The organism is Bartonella sp. CL435QHHD, assembly GCF_042195095.1.
GTDB lineage: Bacteria > Pseudomonadota > Alphaproteobacteria > Rhizobiales > Rhizobiaceae > Bartonella.
In genome coordinates this window covers 53,755-70,265 of sequence record NZ_JBHINS010000081.1, presented here as the reverse complement: position 1 = coordinate 70,265, position 16,511 = coordinate 53,755, and the positions used below count along the sequence as shown (strand labels likewise).

Genomic DNA, 16,511 nt, shown 5'->3' with positions numbered 1-16,511 from the left:
CTATCCTTTCTCAATACTGTATTGAGTGTAATTATACCAAAAGATGATAAAAACACATAGTTTATTCCACCACGAGAGAATAAAAAGCTGCTCATTTGTATTTTTTTCACAAAACTTATACCTTCCTTTTGCATTAAAGCAGTTAAACACATTGTAATTCTAAAAAAACAGTTTTATTCCATTTTAGGTGCTCAATTTTTGCCACATATGCCAAGGATAAAGTATGACTCATCAAAAATATATCTCCATTCGCGGTGCACGTGAGCATAACCTTAAAAATATTGATCTTGATCTGCCTCGTGACAAACTCATTGTTATAACAGGACTTTCTGGATCAGGGAAATCATCTTTAGCGTTTGATACAATTTACGCTGAAGGACAACGTCGCTATGTCGAAAGCCTTTCAGCCTATGCACGCCAATTTTTGGAAGTCATGCAAAAACCCGATGTCGACCGCATAGACGGTCTCTCTCCAGCTATCTCCATTGAACAAAAAACAACCAGTCGCAACCCTCGTTCAACGGTAGGTACCGTTACTGAAATCCACGATTACATGCGTCTTCTCTTTGCACGTATTGGTATTCCTCATTCTCCTGCAACAGGACTTCCTATTGAAAGCCAGACAGTAAGTCAAATGGTGGATCAAATTATGTCCTTACCAGAAGGAACACGAATTTTTATTATGGCACCCTTAGTGCGAGGACGAAAGGGAGAATATAAAAAAGAGCTAACAGAACTTTTAAAAAGAGGATTTCAACGCGCTAAAGTTGATGGAAAATTCTATGAAATCGCTGATATTCCACCTCTTGATAAAAAATATAAACACGACATCGATGTCGTGGTAGACCGCATTGTTGTACAGAAGGATATCACCTCTCGCTTGGCTGATAGTATAGAAACCTGTTTACAGCTAGCAAATGGGCTTGCCATAGCTGAAATGGCAGACCAACCCTTAGCACAAAAAGAAACGACAAAGGAATCTGCTCATAAATCAAAAAATGATACACACAAACGGCTCATTTTTTCAGAAAAGTTTTCCTGCCCAGTATCGGGTTTCTCTATTCCTGAAATTGAACCACGCCTTTTTTCGTTCAATAATCCTTTTGGGGCCTGTCCTCTCTGCGATGGATTGGGTATCAAAAAGGCAATGGATCCACTAAAAATTGTGCCAAATAAAAACCTTACCCTAAAGAATGGAGCCATTGCTCCTTGGGCTAAATCGGATTCACTTTATTATAGTCAAACCTTAGAAGCATTAGGAAAAGCTTACGGTTTCAAACTCACAGATCAATGGTGTGAACTCTCTAGTGAAGCACAACAGGCTATTCTCTACGGTACAAAAAGAGATGAAATTTCTTTTATCTATAAAAATAATTCTGGTTCGCATAAAATGACCCAACCCTTTGAAGGAATCATCCCTAATATGGAGAGACGCTGGAAAGAAACCGATTCTGCTTGGTCTCGAGAAGAAATCGAACGTTATATGTCTTCTTCGCCCTGCCCAGCTTGTCACGGTTATCGTTTAAAACCAGAGGCACTTGCTGTAAAAATAAACGGAATGCATATTGGGCAAATATCAGATCTTTCTATTCTAAAGGCAGATGATTGGTTTGCCAATGTTCATCAATATCTCACAGAAAAACAACGTAATATCGCCGTACGTATTTTAAAAGAAATTCGTGAACGCTTGGCTTTTTTAAATCATGTAGGATTGGAATATCTTACCTTGTCTCGAAATTCAGGAACGCTTTCAGGGGGAGAAAGCCAACGCATTCGGTTGGCATCCCAAATTGGTTCTGGTCTTACAGGTGTTCTTTATATTTTAGATGAACCATCTATCGGTTTACACCAACGCGATAATGAACGCCTTTTGGAAATGCTGCGTCATTTGCGCAATCTTGGCAATACAGTTATTGTTGTTGAACATGATGAAGATGCTATTCTCACAGCAGACTATGTTGTTGATATGGGGCCTGCCGCGGGCGTTCATGGTGGAGAAATCATAGCGCAAGGGACACCGCAGGAAATTATAGAAAATTCAGCCTCTCTCACAGGCCAATACCTTTCAGGAAAAATGGCTGTTAAAATGCCGACAAAGCGACGCAAAATATCAAAAACGAAAACACTTAAAGTCATTGGCGCCAAAGGCAATAACCTCAAAAATATCAATGCGAATATTCCTCTTGGAACCTTCACATGCATAACTGGTGTTTCTGGAGGAGGAAAATCAACATTTCTTATTGAAACGCTTTTCAAAGCAGCATCACATCATATCATGGGCTCTCATCACAGCCCTGCCAGCTATGACAAAATTGATGGATTAGAATTTCTTGATAAAGTCATTGATATCAACCAGTCCCCTATTGGACGCACCCCACGCTCTAATCCCGCAACCTATACAGGTGCTTTTACACCGATTCGTGAGTGGTTTGCTGATCTTCCAGAATCAAAAGCCCGCGGTTACAAAGCTGGGCGTTTTTCATTTAATGTTAAAGGAGGACGGTGCGAAGCATGTCAAGGCGACGGAGTCATCAAAATTGAAATGCACTTTTTACCTGATGTCTATGTTACTTGCGATGTCTGTAAAGGAAAACGCTATAACCGAGAAACACTAGAAATAAAATTCAAAGGACAGTCTATAGCCGATATTTTGGATATGACAATTGAAAAGGCAGAAGAATTTTTCCAAGCTATTCCCGCTATTCATAATAAAATGGAAACTCTCATTAAAGTAGGATTGGGTTACATAAAAGTAGGACAGCAAGCAACCACACTTTCTGGTGGGGAAGCACAACGTGTAAAACTTGCGAAAGAACTTTCTCGTAAAACAACGGGACGTACACTCTATATTTTGGATGAACCGACAACAGGTTTACATTTTCATGATATTTCCAAACTTCTTGAAGTGCTTCACGAACTAGTCGAGCAGGGCAACACAGTTATAGTCATTGAACATAACCTTGATGTTATAAAGACAGCCGACTGGATTATTGATTTAGGACCAGAAGGTGGAGATCGCGGTGGTGAAATTGTTGCAATTGGACGCCCTGAAGACATCATTAAGGTTCCCGCTTCCTATACGGGAAAATTTCTAAAAGATGTTTTACTACGCCCATCTCTCTATAATTCCAATTCTTAGAAACGCTTTTTATTGTAAAATACAGCATACTAACAAAGCCTGTACTTTTACTATTACCTGTAAACCAACACCTAATTCCAGTAGTGCAACACGTTTGAAGCAAAGACTAAAAACAATTTAGCGCTTTATAAGCTGTTTCAGTTGTCGTATTGCCAAATAAGAATGCGCGCATAATTGCATATTTATTCTCTGTTTTGTTTATACCTGAAACGACCAGACAGCCTAAACTGGGAAAAATACGAAGTTTTAAAGGTATAAATAAGTTCCTATCTTTACATCACTTCTTAATTTATCTTTATGATTTCAAAGGAATCCGCGGCAATATCTTATAATGAAGATTGCCATTGCTTCACGCTTTTATTCATCGCGTTCCTTAATGGGATCATATTCCTCACGAAGGGACAAAACGCCCCAAACGGAATATATTTGCATTGCCAATTCACACATCTGTTTTAAAGAAACATTTCTCAATGCTCCCAAGCCCATTTCACAACAGCAGCTATGAATGCTATAATGATAAACTCATTTATTGTACACCACCATTTTTACGTTTATGAAGAAGCATAATCAGCAACATCACACTCTTTTCCAATATTTATCTCCCCTACTCCCTAATATTGTAAAGCCTTTAGTGATAGAAAGCTTTCATAAAAAACATTTTATTTCTTTTTTCAAATGTTGTTACCCACACACTCGTACTATTTATGATATATAAAGGTATTGTTTTGATTGATTGACGACAAAAAGATCTAAAATGAGAAAATCCTACGCTATTAGAGTTTCTCATTTAATGTGGAAAATGTCTAATTATCCTTATAAGTAAATGTGTTATCTAAAAAAAAGAAACAAAACTCTTTTATTGTATAATTTGAATTCTTGTAAAAGAATTGTAAGGTTTTTTCCCAAAAAACAGTGTTTGACTGTATTCTACAAAAGAAACTCTCCTAAAAGAGCTTAGAGTATCATTATTTGCGACTTTTTGTGCACAAAGTATCTGTTGGACATCTTACAGTTGTCAATATAATGTGATGCAGTCTAAAAAGACAAAATAACGTTGGAGATAATTTCAGCATGAAAAAAATTGAAGCCATTATAAAACCTTTCAAACTTGATGAAGTGAAAGAAGCGCTTCAAAAAATTGGGTTACATGGTATTACAGTAACAGAAGCGAAAGGTTTTGGTCGTCAAAGGGAACATACAGAACTTTATCGTGGTACGAAATATGTTGTTGACTTTCTACCTAAAGTAAAGATTGAAATTGTTGTGTCCGATGAAAAACTGGAACAAACTGTTGATGCAATACGTAAAGCAGCTCAAACCAAACATATAGGAGATGGAAAAATATTTGTCTTTTCCATTGATGATGCAATTCGTATAGGCACGGACGAAACCGGTATCGATGCCCTTTAATAAATAACGAGAAAATTCACTTTTTTATCCACCTCAACGCCACATTAAGGAAATTGAATATGACAACCGCATCAGATATTATCAAACAGATTACAGACAACGAAATCCGTTTTGTTGATTTACGTTTTACTGATCCACGAGGAAAATTGCATCACATTACAATGGATATCGCAGAGATCAGCGAAGATACTTTTAGTGATGGTGTCATGTTTGATGGTTCTTCAATTGCTGGTTGGAAAACAATTAATGAATCTGACATGGTTTTAATGCCAGATCCAGAAACAGCACACATTGATCCTTTTTTTGCTCAATCTACTTTGGTCATATTTTGTGATGTACTTGATCCTGTTTCTGGTGAATTTTATCGTAGAGATCCTCGTTCTATCGCCAAAAGGGCTGAGGTTTATATGAAATCTTTAGGCATTGGAGATACAATCAATGTAGGTCCAGAAGCAGAGTTTTTTATCTTTGATGATGTGCGCTATAAAACGGACCCTTACAACACAGGGTTTAAACTCAATTCAAGTGAACTTCCCTCCAATGATGATACGGAATATGAAACAGGAAATCTAGGGCATCGCCCACGAATAAAGGGAGGCTACCTTCCTGTTCCGCCAATTGATTCCTGCCAAGATATGCGTTCTGAAATGCTCACAGCACTCAAGGATATGGGCGTACAGGTCGAAAAACACCATCACGAAGTAGCAGCAGGCCAACATGAATTGGGTATTCGTTTTGATACACTTGTTCGCGAGGCTGACAAGATGCAAATTTTTAAATATGTTGTACATCAAATAGCAAATAGTTATGGGAAAACAGCAACCTTCATGCCAAAACCAGTTTTTGGTGATAACGGCTCTGGAATGCATGTCCACATTTCCATTTGGAAAGATGGCAAACCCATTTTTGCAGGAAATGAATATGCCGGACTATCAGAAACCTGTCTGTTTTTTATCGGTGGTGTTATTAAGCACGCAAAAGCAATCAATGCTTTTACAAACCCATCCACAAACTCCTATAAACGTTTGGTTCCTGGTTATGAAGCTCCTGTTCTTCTTGCCTATTCAGCACGTAATCGTTCTGCATCTTGCCGTATTCCTATGAGCTCCTCACCAAATTCAAAACGCGTAGAAGTGCGTTTTCCAGACCCAACAGCAAATCCCTATTTGGCATTTGCAGCCCTTTTAATGGCTGGTCTTGATGGCATCAAAAACAAAATTCATCCCGGACATGCTATGGATAAAGATCTTTATGATCTTCCCTTAAAGGAACTTAAAGAAATCCCTACTGTTTCAGGAAGCCTGCGTGAAGCGCTTGAAGCACTTGACAAAGATCGTGGCTTTCTTAAAGCTGGCGACGTTTTTGATGATGATCAGATTAATTCCTTCATTCAAGTAAAGATGCAAGAAGTCTTGCGTTACGAAACAACACCCCATCCTGTTGAATTTGATATGTACTATTCTGTTTAAACAATCAATACGCATTCTTTTGATTTTTAAAATGGAGGCAAAAGCCTCCATTTTTGTGGATATTCTTCTCATGCAAAAGCGCAAGAGGCTTTTTGCTCGTCTGCTTTTCCTTTATAATGTGTTGAATCTCTTCAAATGAATTAACAAAGGTTTCTAATGCCGCGAATTTGTTTTCTCGTTCCCGTTCTTTTATGCATTGTCTTTATCACATCAACAACTAAAGCACATACAATAACCAACCAAAAACTTACAACTCTTGAGAAAGCAACATCTGCTTATAGTAAAGCACTTAAAAATGCCGATGCAAATGCCATCTTAAATGCTATTCCTCCCCAAGTCATCAACCGCTTAACCGCCAAAAAAAATCTTAATCAATCACAATTTCTACAAATCATGAAAAGCCAAATAGAACGGTTGGCAGAAAGTTACAAGATTGAAACGATCAACATTGATCAAAAACAAAAACGTGAAGGTACCCTTGATAATGGTACCCCTTATTTTGTTATACCCGTGGAGCTTGTAACCACAACAAATGCTGGAAAAAAATGCTCTATTCAAACTGAAATTATTGCCCTACTTCACGATAACCAATGGTATTTTATCCGTGGTAATGACGAAGCGCTCTTAACCATAACCAATGAACTATTTCCTGGACTTGATAAAGTAAAAACCAATCCTCAAAAAGTCACAAAAATACTCTGAGCCAAAAGAATGCACGTAAATAAAAGATTTACCCCTATAAACAAGTTGTAACAATTGTAGCAGCAGCCTTAAATTCAACTTTTTTATGAGCACGACGTACCATTGTTTCTTTATCTATTCCCCATTGCTCCATCATCCAATCTTCATCTAAATGGGCAATAGACCAAGCATGATCAGCATCAATGTTTCCCGCAGCAACAGCAAGAGCAATGAGAGCAGATCCCGTTAAGGTTGTCATCATATGAAGTGCAGCAAGCATATAAGGAGACTCAACGCTACGTAAATAATGACTCACAGCTTGAAGTGCTTCTGGTGATTGTTCCACATGCATCAGCCCTTCTGTCAAATAAAACCTTGCACCCAGTTTTTTTTCTGCCCAATCTAATAAAGGATCCCATTGCTCAGATTGTTTTTGCACCAACTCTTTAGGTGTCTGTGCACGATAAAAGATCATATCACATGCAACGAAACGCAATAAATCTTCAAAAACCACCTGCATATCATCAGCGATACCATCAATAACAGTATTAACCAAACGCGTCATCGGCATTTTTGCAGGATCAACAACGTGCTTTTGGTTCTCAAATTCCTGAGCAACATATTCAGCAAACACTTCTGTTGGCACATGAAAATGACGCCTTGCGGGCGTTTTTACGGGACGTTCATCCAACAAAATCGTAAAGCCGACCTCCTCACAAGCGATCTTCACTTGCTTATAAAACCGTTTTGGGTGTGATTGGCATGAAAGATTTTGAATCTTTTGAACAGAACTCTTCTTATTCAATGGTATATCAAAACGATCCAAAATCTCACGCATATTGTTTACCTCTGATCTTTTCACAAAAAAAACGACTGTTTTTTTAGGTTCTGTAGCTTCAATAAGGTTTAATCTGACCTTCTTAACGATTCCAAAGAAGAAAAAATCTAGCCAATCCCACTCTAATTTAAGAGTTATATTTCATGTTTCTTTTACAAACAAGACAATGATGATTGCCTTTTATATATTCAATACAATCATAATAGTAAAACAATTTTTAAAAGTATGATCTTAATTAAGAAATTAAATATATTGAGTTTTATGGCAAAGATGTTCACGCCTTACCAATTTGCTTATTATTCATCTACAATAGTATTATCAATATGAATAGATTCAAAAACGCTGCTCATCCAAAAAATGATAGAGCAGTACGGTTTACGTGTCATTCACCTTCGCTTAACCATTCCAATAATTCTCTAACATATCCAATAAATACCCTGCATAGAATTTTTTCTGCTCAATCACTCCCCTAAACGACGATGTTTTACGGCATGATAGAATAATGACAAGACAAAATTTATCGTAAATTTTCTTTCACATATACATGATTTTATAAAGCACTAAATTACTTAACGCATTGTTCTTTATATACTCTACATATTACACTAATTTAAATTTAGTCGCATAATTAAAAGAATAGAGATCATGTAATCTGAAAATTATGCTTTTACACTTATCCCTGCAGATACTAACTGTGCAACAGCAGCACAGTGGTGGCTTAACAATCACAATAAAAATATTTTGTCCACTGACTCGAGATCCCGTATTATCTTATACGCAACTCTTGAAGAAGCATTTAATGAACTTGCTCAAAAAAAAAGATAGGTATCTCCTAAGCCATGCTACTTACCCTGATTTGCATACACTCATATTTACCCGTTTAGATGATATGCAATTATTTGACAGCTTTATCATGCCTACTCACTCTATGGTTTTAGCTAAACGCAATAACGCTGATGAAATTAAAACCGTAGCGACTCATCCTGCCCCACAATCTCTAGTAGCTCATCAATATGACAAAGTATTTGCCAACAGCAATGCTGATGCAGCCGTTCTTTGTAAGGCTGAAAAAGCAAGATTCTTGTATCACAACATCGGTTGCGGCAAATCGCTATAGGCTGAATATTGTCGACAATTTTGGACAAGTGCCAATGGCCTTTTTGCCCCACTCACTAAAGTCAACTAATCATGAAAAAATCTGAAGCGCTTCTTTCCATTGTTAACTTGGTTGACAAATTCCGTATGCGCCAAGAACGAGATGGGAGCATTAAAGAACCAACTTCAGCAGATAATAATATGATCAATGAATTGATCACTCTGCTGAACCACCATGCCAATATTCTTGACGGATTATCTCCAAAACTTTTAGCGACCATTTCTGATGATCTTCATCAGTGGATAATCAGCGGTTTAACGACCCCTCCTAAATTTGATAACACTTTGGCTGCTTTCAAAGCCCCATTACCAGATGCTCCCTTGTTTTTCTTGGCTCCAATGCGTGCAACAAATAGACCTGATCCAGAAGGATTCCGGCTGGAATTAGTTACAGGATATCGTCATGAAACGGCCTATCTTGCTGACGCCTCAAAATATACAAATAATTATGTATCACCTTTTCAATGTATAAAAATGGGAATAGCATCAAGAGGTTTTTTAGAAGGCAATTGCATTGTTCTATTCCCAGAATCTGTAGCGGCTGCTTAAAAAAAAACAAAGCAAGCATTGGCTTTGTTTTTTTTTCAGTAAATTCTTTGATATTTACAACAAGCAGACAATTGTGGAAGCTGAACGTTTACTCGGTCGAGATAGTAAATTCCTGTTCGGTCAATTGCATAGTCGTAACTTATCTAAAGAAGACATTTACGATGCTCGCTGTTTGTGGGGCTATTATCATGACTATGCACATCATACCGGACCGCGGCCATTGGATAAAAATCTGTATATAAAATTAAATTGGTTTACAGGTCTTCTAGAAGAAACTAAAGTTGTTTTAATTACAGTGCGTATTATGCTACAAAATCATCCAAAATTTTGGAAAGAAATAACTGAATTTATCCTATTAGAACGCATATTTCGTTATCCAAAAGATTCTGATCAGCATATGAAATTCGATGCTGGTACAGGGATCTTGCTTTTTGAAATATTGATGCGGAACAAAGCATTGATTGAAACAAATCAAGGTTATCTTCAATTTGATTTGGAGCGTCTTGAAAAAGTAATAATATTGATGATAGCAGATATAGAAGCACTTGAAGCATTAGATGATGGCGCTTATTTGGCAGGAGCTAAAGATTATATCCAAAATAATCTTGGAAAACCACAGACCTCAAAGTCACGATTTAATTTTTCAACATCATCTTATGCACAGCGAGTGATTAGAGGATTAAATCATTGAGTTTTATAAAAAGACGATTATTATTATTTACTTTTGCCATTCTAGCATTGTTTTCCATAAGTTGGTTATTATCTAAGAATTTGGTTAGCAATATACCCGTCATGCATGCGGTTGGACTTAGGTTGTTTGCCACCGCTGCCACCTTATGGCTGATTGCAATATTTCGTGAGAAAGCTGTTTTCAGATCCCTACCATTGCTTTCCATGATACCTTCTTTTTTAATTCTCTCAGTGTTAGGATTTTCGCTGTATTTTGTATGCAGTTTTGGTGCATTAAAATCACTCAAAGCCAGTGATTTAACCATGGTGCTCGCTACTATTCCAGGAATTACTTATATATTAGGTGCATTGACAAATGTCCTTAAATTCTCATGGCTGAAGCTTAGTGGAGTGATAATTGTCAGTGTAGCAGCTGTAGTATTCAATATAAATAGTGGAGAAGGTGGATATTATAACCTGATAGGAGTAGTGCTTGCCTTAACAGCAGCACTTTCTTACTCTGCTTATGGCTTATTGTCTAAACGTTATCTTAAAAATCTACCTTTGCTCACCTCACTGGCTTGGATCACGACAATTTCTGCAGCATCATTTATGCCATTATTTATTTTTGATCCTGCCCCACTCTTCTATCTTAAGTTAGAAGATATATTTAAAATATTGATTTTAGGAACTGTTTGCTCGGCACCAGTTTACGTATTATATCAAAAAGTTTTAGCCGAAGGAGGCGTATTATACGCCAACACTATCGGCGTATTATCCCCTTTTGCAGTGATTGCATGTGAATGGATAATCGGCTCGAGCCCTTCTCTCAATATGATCAAAATAATTGCTATGATTGTAGTTGTTATAGGGATGACACTCTTATTTATAGATGCATCAAAGGTATCTACATGGCAACATAAACGCCATTCTCAAAACTCCAAATTTAATGAGGAAACAAAATGAAAAAACTCGCGTTAATTTGCCAGCGCAATGCAAAATTACCATTTATATTTGAAGCAGCACAAGCAGCTAATATCGAATTAGTAATGATCTATGATACCGCTGAAAGCGTTCCCTCTCAACACCCTGCAGCAGTAACTTCAACTTGGCAACTTCCTGTTTTTGATAACCCAGAGGCAGCTCTAGACACTTTTGCAACGGGAGCAAAAGAACGCAATATTTCTGGGGTTATGACCCTTCGCGAAGAAGCCATCCTATGGACAGCTTTGGCTGCAAAAAAAATCAATACTCCAAGTATTGAACCAGAAGTAGCAGCATTAACCAGAAATAAATATCTCATGCGTCAAGCTTTCGCTAAAGCAGGCTTAAGAACACCAGGATTCTTTTATATAGATCATCCAGAAGACCTATCACAAACACAAGCCTTGGATTATCCACTCGTTATTAAACCCGTCTCTGGATGGGCAAGTACAGGCGTAATGTTAGCTAAAAATTCCGCCGAACTTCCTGATCTCATTAAAGCCGTATGGAATGTTCAGCATAAAGACATGGCACGTTTTAATGATAAAAGTAAACCTGTAGGTTTAGTCGTAGAACAGTATTTGCCAGGAAAAGAGTTTGTCGTAGAATGCTTTGTTGATACAGCAGGTGTACACGTTCTGGCCGTTGGAGACAAGGGACAGCCTGAGGGACCATGGTTTGAAGAAACAATTTATCGTCAACGCTGTGATATAGATGATCCTTTAATTATTGCTTTATGTGAGGCTGCATGCTCTGGAGTTAAAGCTCTTGGTATAAATATAGGTGCTGCCCATGTAGAGCTACGCCTAGATGCTCATAATTTACCTTATATCATTGAGATTGGCGCTCGTATAGGTGGATCGGGTGTCTCCCATTTTATTGTTGAGCAAGGTACAGGGATTTCATTTGCAAAACTATGTATGAATGCCGCTTTAGCTGAACAAACCCCAGACCTTCCCGATATACTCCCAGCTGAAAAAGTGGCGGCAAATTATATTATTCCTCTTCGTGGTCATGGACGGTTTTCTGGATTTTTAGGTCTAGATAAGGTTGCACAGCATCCTCAAACCGCCAGAACTATCATTTTCTTTGAAACCAATCATCTTTCACCACCTCCACCAGCATTTGGTGGATATCCTGGTTTTATTTTCTCTGTTCATAACTCAAACGAAGAAGCACGCAATTACCACAAATGGCTCGATGACACCTTAAGCATCATATGGAAACACCATGTTTATCAATAGTCCGATAAAGATATTTTTACTGCCCCTGAACTTTAATATAAATCTTATCGATACAAACGAACTCACAATGCGAATGCGATTGCCTAAAACTTTGCAAACATCTTCCATTAAAGGTGCATATTTCAAAAAACAGGAATTGAGGAAGATATAATCTACTTTTACACCCCATTTTAATAAAAGCTCTTCAATGTTTCTATATTTGAAACAATAATAAAAACTTCTAAACGACTTTTTTGATACGATCAACCTCTTCTCCCCACGTCTTAAAAGAAGAAAAAAAGATCTTACCTCCCCCACTTTGATTTAAAACTTATATTTCATATCTATTTAACAAAGAAGACATGATCTTGTTCATATATTCAATACAGCCATTAGAACAATTTTTTTAAAGGATTTATCTTTATTAAGAACTGAAAATATTGAATTTGATGTTAAAAGTGTTCAAGCTTTACCACTTTTCTCATTATCCACCTACAATAATGCGATCGATACGAACAGCTTCAAAAACGCTTTTTGCAAAATTTTAAAGCATAAAAATACGCATCATCCACGAAACGATCGAGCTGTATATTGTACATATCTCCTCCTTTGCTTAACAGCAAAAGCTTTTAATCAACAGTCAATATCTCCCTGCCTTTCATGATTGATATCAGCGACCTCAAACGCCAGTACTTTACAGCATGATCGGATAATAAGGCTACTATTTTAAAAAGCTGATGACAAACACATCCCCAATATTTATAGTCAAAATAACACAAATAGATTCACAGTCCCATTATCAATTTTTTTGAAGCATTTAAGCTCCCCTATCAACCAGATAAAAAAATAAATCAACGTGATCCTTCCATACTTATTAAAACACATGATAGCATTATTAAAAGAAGCAATTAAAATTCTGCACCATCAATGGTTTAAATCCCGACAATAAAATAAAACTTTAAAAATTACATTTATTATTTTTAAAAAGATTTATTAAAAATGATAGCGCAAACCACCAGAGAAATGAACTCCAGAAAAACCAGCCTTGGTTAACCTATGCTGATAGCTAAGATCACTGTGAAGTGTAACTTTAGAAGAGAACTGCGCATTGATACCCAAACCTGTTTCTAAGGAAGACCCGAAAGAACCCAACTGGAAAACATCTTTAAAATGAACAAATTGTTCTTTATCAAAACAATGAGCAAGATGAATAGTGCCATAAAAAGAAATGATACGATCCTTTTCAGAGGCTGTAAATGTTTTACTTAAACGCCCACCAACACGCATAAACCATTGATCTATTTTTTTCATCTCAACATCAAATCCGTCAATATCACGAAACTTATCAAATTGAAGATGTTGATAAATAAGCTGAAATTGCGGATCAAAAATAAGACCTTCACGTCCTATCATAGACACTTTACCAGCAGAAAAAGAAACGTTGAGAGGTTTTGCTTTTAATGTCGCCGTCTTACCCCAAACACGGCTATGCACATCCCCTTTAAACAAGCCATAAGATAAAAGACCGTCTACGTAAAAATCAGTGTAATGTTTCACACTAGCATATGCCGTAAATGACCATTTATTAAATGTACTCTTTTGACTTTGTTCCACATTATGAGGTTGTAAGGAAAGTTTTCCATAGGTTCCCATAATCCCAAAAGATGTCGTATTATGTGCACTCTCTACCGTTTTAAGCAAAAGATCTGTTTCTATAGCGTTATAATCAACATGTCCATCGTACCCATATTTAAGTGTAGAAAGATCTGAGACATAACGATAACGTCCACCATAACTCTGAACAGATAAAGCAAAATTCCCTTCAACTTTTAATAATTTACGAGGCATAGACCGCCTAACTTGCAACTGCTTTTGTTGATGACTAATATCCATGAGCCCAACATGAAACAAAGCATTTGGTACCAGAAGGTAAGTGGGAACCTGTGGAACAACCTCCCTGATCTTTAACTCAGAAGGGGGAATAGCAGACACCTCTAAAGCAGGCTGAATATATTTACTTTCAAGGCGGAAATCCCAAAAATCTCCATCTCCTTCAACCAATCTTTGAGAAGTTTGTGCATTTCCAAGAGCAGAAGCTGGACCATAAGCATGAAGATAATATTGGTAAGGCAAACCCTCTAATGCGATATAAGCACGATTTAACTGAAAAGAATCCTCTGCCGCTTTTCCAGAAACCTGAATAAGTGAAATACTATGAGCATTTTCACCGGTTGCTATCTCACCCTGATTTCCTGAAACAAATTGCACATAAACTGTCGTTTTTCCAGAAACATCACCATGTATCAAAAGCCGATCAGTTTTTTTATTATCGAGCAAACCATCACTACTGAGATGTGTATTGAGATAAATATCTGCCCTATCTTGCGCACTATAAACTTCTTTTTCTCCCTTCCCAATATAAAGTGTCTGATACTCCTGAAACATTGGAATCTCAAAAGCAATAAAACTATCAGAAACTTTCACAAATGAAATAGACGAACTTGTACGGTTTGCAACTTGCAAATCTATCCCTTTTCTTTTTGTCAAAAACCATTTTGATCCCCCTGTTAAATAAAGTTCAGCAATAGAATCATCGGCAACACGAGTCCCTCCTATCAATGAAGAGGAATCAGCCAAAATCGCTACAGTCCCCCCCTTTTCAGCTGTTAATAATAAATCACCAAAAATTTTTGTACCTTCTGTTACTCCAATATAACTACGACTTTTATTACTATGAATAGCTGTTCCGTCTGGAACCTCAAAAATTGTCCTTTTCAAAAAGACAAGTCCCTGTTCATACGCATCATTTTCCCCATCCCTCTCAAAATACATACCATGTTTGTTACCGATTGCTTTAATTGTTGAATCTTCAATATTAACCCGTGAAATTAAAATATTTCCTTCCCTGCCATTATTGGATGGTGTGTTAGAATCTTGTCCAACTGTTAAAACATGAACATCCGTAGAAATAATATTCGTATTTTTTACATAAACAGAACCATGATGTTTTACATTGAAAACTGTATGTGTAATTTTTTCATTTGTATTTTCTTTGTCTTCTGTTTTTTGATATTTTGAAGCAATGGTAACACCATCTAAAGTCGCACTACCCCCTCTCCCCACATAAAGCGCAGCAGCATCATTCACATCAATAAATCCACTTTTCATCTGAATACTCGCATCAGCCCTAACGAAAAGAGCACTCTCTTGACCGATACCCAAACCTTCCACTTTAATTTCTGTATCCGTTAACGTAACAGATGCTCCTAGATTCTCTGCATAAGCAGCAATCTGAGAAGCCTCAATTGTTCCACGATTAACCTCAATCATTCCACTATCAGCTTTAAGACCTATTGATACATTTTTAAAAGCTGAATCGCTCAAAACAATTTTGCCCCCTTGTGATACCAAAACACCATAAATATCTTCTATACCTGCAGTAGCTTCAACCTCTACACGCATTGCCTGAATAACTGTATTTGGCTCCTGCACTACTATAGCAGCAGGTAACATGAGAGACCGCCCCTCCCCATTCTTTTCTTTAACAGGTGCCGTGAATTTATATACTTTATCACTAATTGTATGCTTTGAACCATCACTGCATTCATAAGGTAATTTGTTTTTGTCACATGACAGTGATGTATATGAATGAGAATGTGCCTCATTTATATTTAACAAAAAAGAAAAAATAGCTGCTGTAAAAACGCACGAATACAAGTGATTGTTAGATACCTTGACTATCATTGTTTTTCAAAACTTTCTTTTTTCAACAAAAACAAAAAATGCTGGCAAAAAAAATAAACCACAAATTAAACACAACAAGAATGAAACAAACAAAATTATTTTATTTTTTATGATAAATTACAGCATTAAATAATATGTTTTGTGTCTTATGTAAAGAAAGAACAAAAAATTTAAAAATACCATTTAGGATGACAATCCCTTTAAAGAAGGCATCTCAAAAACCGCTGAAAACTGCAATTACAAAGTGCCGAAACACCAATCTTTAAAAAAACGTGAAAAAATGCGAACTTTGAAGAGATACAATATTCAATTTATCTCACCACCGAAAAATTAAAATACAACAAAATGAGAATAACTTTTAAGATTAAACGATTAAAACGTTTTAATAAAACACAGCACAAATAAGATACAGTACACGCAATCTATAACCGCATTATTCCTTCAACCACAACAAAAAAACAAGAAATTGCACACTAATGTATAAGCTAATCTACATAATTTCTATATTAGAAATGCTAGACATCTAACAAAAAAATTTGAATTAATAAATGTAATATTTTAGATCTTTTGATAAAATCTAAAATACAGTAAAATACTCACCATTTTGAAATTTAAAAACACCAAAATAAAATTTCATCAAAATCAGCTCT

Annotated in this window: 11 protein-coding genes; 9 read left to right on the top strand and 2 right to left on the bottom strand. The window is 36.6% G+C overall.

Features of this window, described 5'->3' with window-relative positions:
• Positions 1-223: 223 nt before the first annotated feature.
• The 4 genes from uvrA to ACFILH_RS07660 all read left to right on the top strand — a co-directional run bounded on the left by uvrA (position 224) and on the right by ACFILH_RS07660 (position 6,720).
• On the top strand, positions 224-3,139 hold the full coding sequence (uvrA, locus tag ACFILH_RS07675) for an excinuclease ABC subunit UvrA (RefSeq protein WP_375637459.1): 2,916 nt from the start codon (positions 224-226) through the stop codon (positions 3,137-3,139).
• Positions 3,140-4,210: 1,071 nt separating this feature from the next.
• Entirely contained in the window at positions 4,211-4,549 is a 339-nt protein-coding gene (locus tag ACFILH_RS07670; RefSeq protein ID WP_015856528.1) for a P-II family nitrogen regulator, read from the top strand.
• 59 nt (positions 4,550-4,608) lie between these two features.
• On the top strand, positions 4,609-6,018 hold the full coding sequence (gene glnA, locus ACFILH_RS07665; RefSeq protein ID WP_375667603.1) for a type I glutamate--ammonia ligase: 1,410 nt from the start codon (positions 4,609-4,611) through the stop codon (positions 6,016-6,018).
• A gap of 156 nt (positions 6,019-6,174) precedes the next feature.
• A complete protein-coding gene (locus tag ACFILH_RS07660; RefSeq protein ID WP_375621407.1) occupies positions 6,175-6,720 on the top strand; it encodes a hypothetical protein in 546 nt (181 codons plus the stop codon).
• 34 nt (positions 6,721-6,754) lie between these two features.
• Here the strand turns inward: ACFILH_RS07660 and ACFILH_RS07655 are convergent, their stop codons facing one another.
• Positions 6,755-7,537, bottom strand: coding sequence for an ATP12 family chaperone protein (locus ACFILH_RS07655; protein ID WP_375657871.1), 783 nt, complete (start codon positions 7,535-7,537; stop codon positions 6,755-6,757).
• Between the two features lie 694 nt (positions 7,538-8,231).
• Here ACFILH_RS07655 and ACFILH_RS07650 point away from each other — a divergent pair.
• The 5 genes from ACFILH_RS07650 to ACFILH_RS07630 all read left to right on the top strand — a co-directional run bounded on the left by ACFILH_RS07650 (position 8,232) and on the right by ACFILH_RS07630 (position 12,138).
• Positions 8,232-8,654, top strand: coding sequence for a hypothetical protein (locus ACFILH_RS07650; protein ID WP_375667601.1), 423 nt, complete (start codon positions 8,232-8,234; stop codon positions 8,652-8,654).
• A gap of 71 nt (positions 8,655-8,725) precedes the next feature.
• Positions 8,726-9,241, top strand: coding sequence for a hypothetical protein (locus ACFILH_RS07645; RefSeq protein ID WP_375663244.1), 516 nt, complete (start codon positions 8,726-8,728; stop codon positions 9,239-9,241).
• 73 nt (positions 9,242-9,314) lie between these two features.
• Positions 9,315-9,932, top strand: a complete 618-nt coding sequence (locus ACFILH_RS07640) for a DUF6421 family protein (RefSeq protein WP_375663243.1) — start codon at positions 9,315-9,317, stop codon at positions 9,930-9,932.
• Positions 9,929-10,876 (top strand): DMT family transporter, encoded by a 948-nt coding sequence (locus ACFILH_RS07635; RefSeq protein ID WP_375667599.1) that lies wholly within the window; start codon positions 9,929-9,931, stop codon positions 10,874-10,876. The genes ACFILH_RS07640 and ACFILH_RS07635 overlap by 4 nt, the downstream gene beginning before the upstream one ends.
• A complete protein-coding gene (locus ACFILH_RS07630) occupies positions 10,873-12,138 on the top strand; it encodes an acetyl-CoA carboxylase biotin carboxylase subunit family protein (RefSeq protein ID WP_375631304.1) in 1,266 nt (421 codons plus the stop codon). The genes ACFILH_RS07635 and ACFILH_RS07630 overlap by 4 nt, the downstream gene beginning before the upstream one ends.
• 972 nt (positions 12,139-13,110) lie before the next feature.
• Here the strand turns inward: ACFILH_RS07630 and ACFILH_RS07625 are convergent.
• Positions 13,111-15,861 (bottom strand): autotransporter outer membrane beta-barrel domain-containing protein, encoded by a 2,751-nt coding sequence (locus tag ACFILH_RS07625; protein ID WP_375667597.1) that lies wholly within the window; start codon positions 15,859-15,861, stop codon positions 13,111-13,113.
• Between the last annotated feature and the right edge of the window lie 650 nt (positions 15,862-16,511).

Coding starts and splice junctions, on each gene's coding strand:
- uvrA (WP_375637459.1), top strand. CDS start 224: ATGACTCATCAAAAATATATCTCCATTCGCGGTGCACGTGAGCATAAC.
- ACFILH_RS07670 (WP_015856528.1), top strand. CDS start 4,211: ATGAAAAAAATTGAAGCCATTATAAAACCTTTCAAACTTGATGAAGTG.
- glnA (WP_375667603.1), top strand. CDS start 4,609: ATGACAACCGCATCAGATATTATCAAACAGATTACAGACAACGAAATC.
- ACFILH_RS07660 (WP_375621407.1), top strand. CDS start 6,175: ATGCCGCGAATTTGTTTTCTCGTTCCCGTTCTTTTATGCATTGTCTTT.
- ACFILH_RS07655 (WP_375657871.1), bottom strand. CDS start 7,537: ATGCGTGAGATTTTGGATCGTTTTGATATACCATTGAATAAGAAGAGT.
- ACFILH_RS07645 (WP_375663244.1), top strand. CDS start 8,726: ATGAAAAAATCTGAAGCGCTTCTTTCCATTGTTAACTTGGTTGACAAA.
- ACFILH_RS07630 (WP_375631304.1), top strand. CDS start 10,873: ATGAAAAAACTCGCGTTAATTTGCCAGCGCAATGCAAAATTACCATTT.
- ACFILH_RS07625 (WP_375667597.1), bottom strand. CDS start 15,861: ATGATAGTCAAGGTATCTAACAATCACTTGTATTCGTGCGTTTTTACA.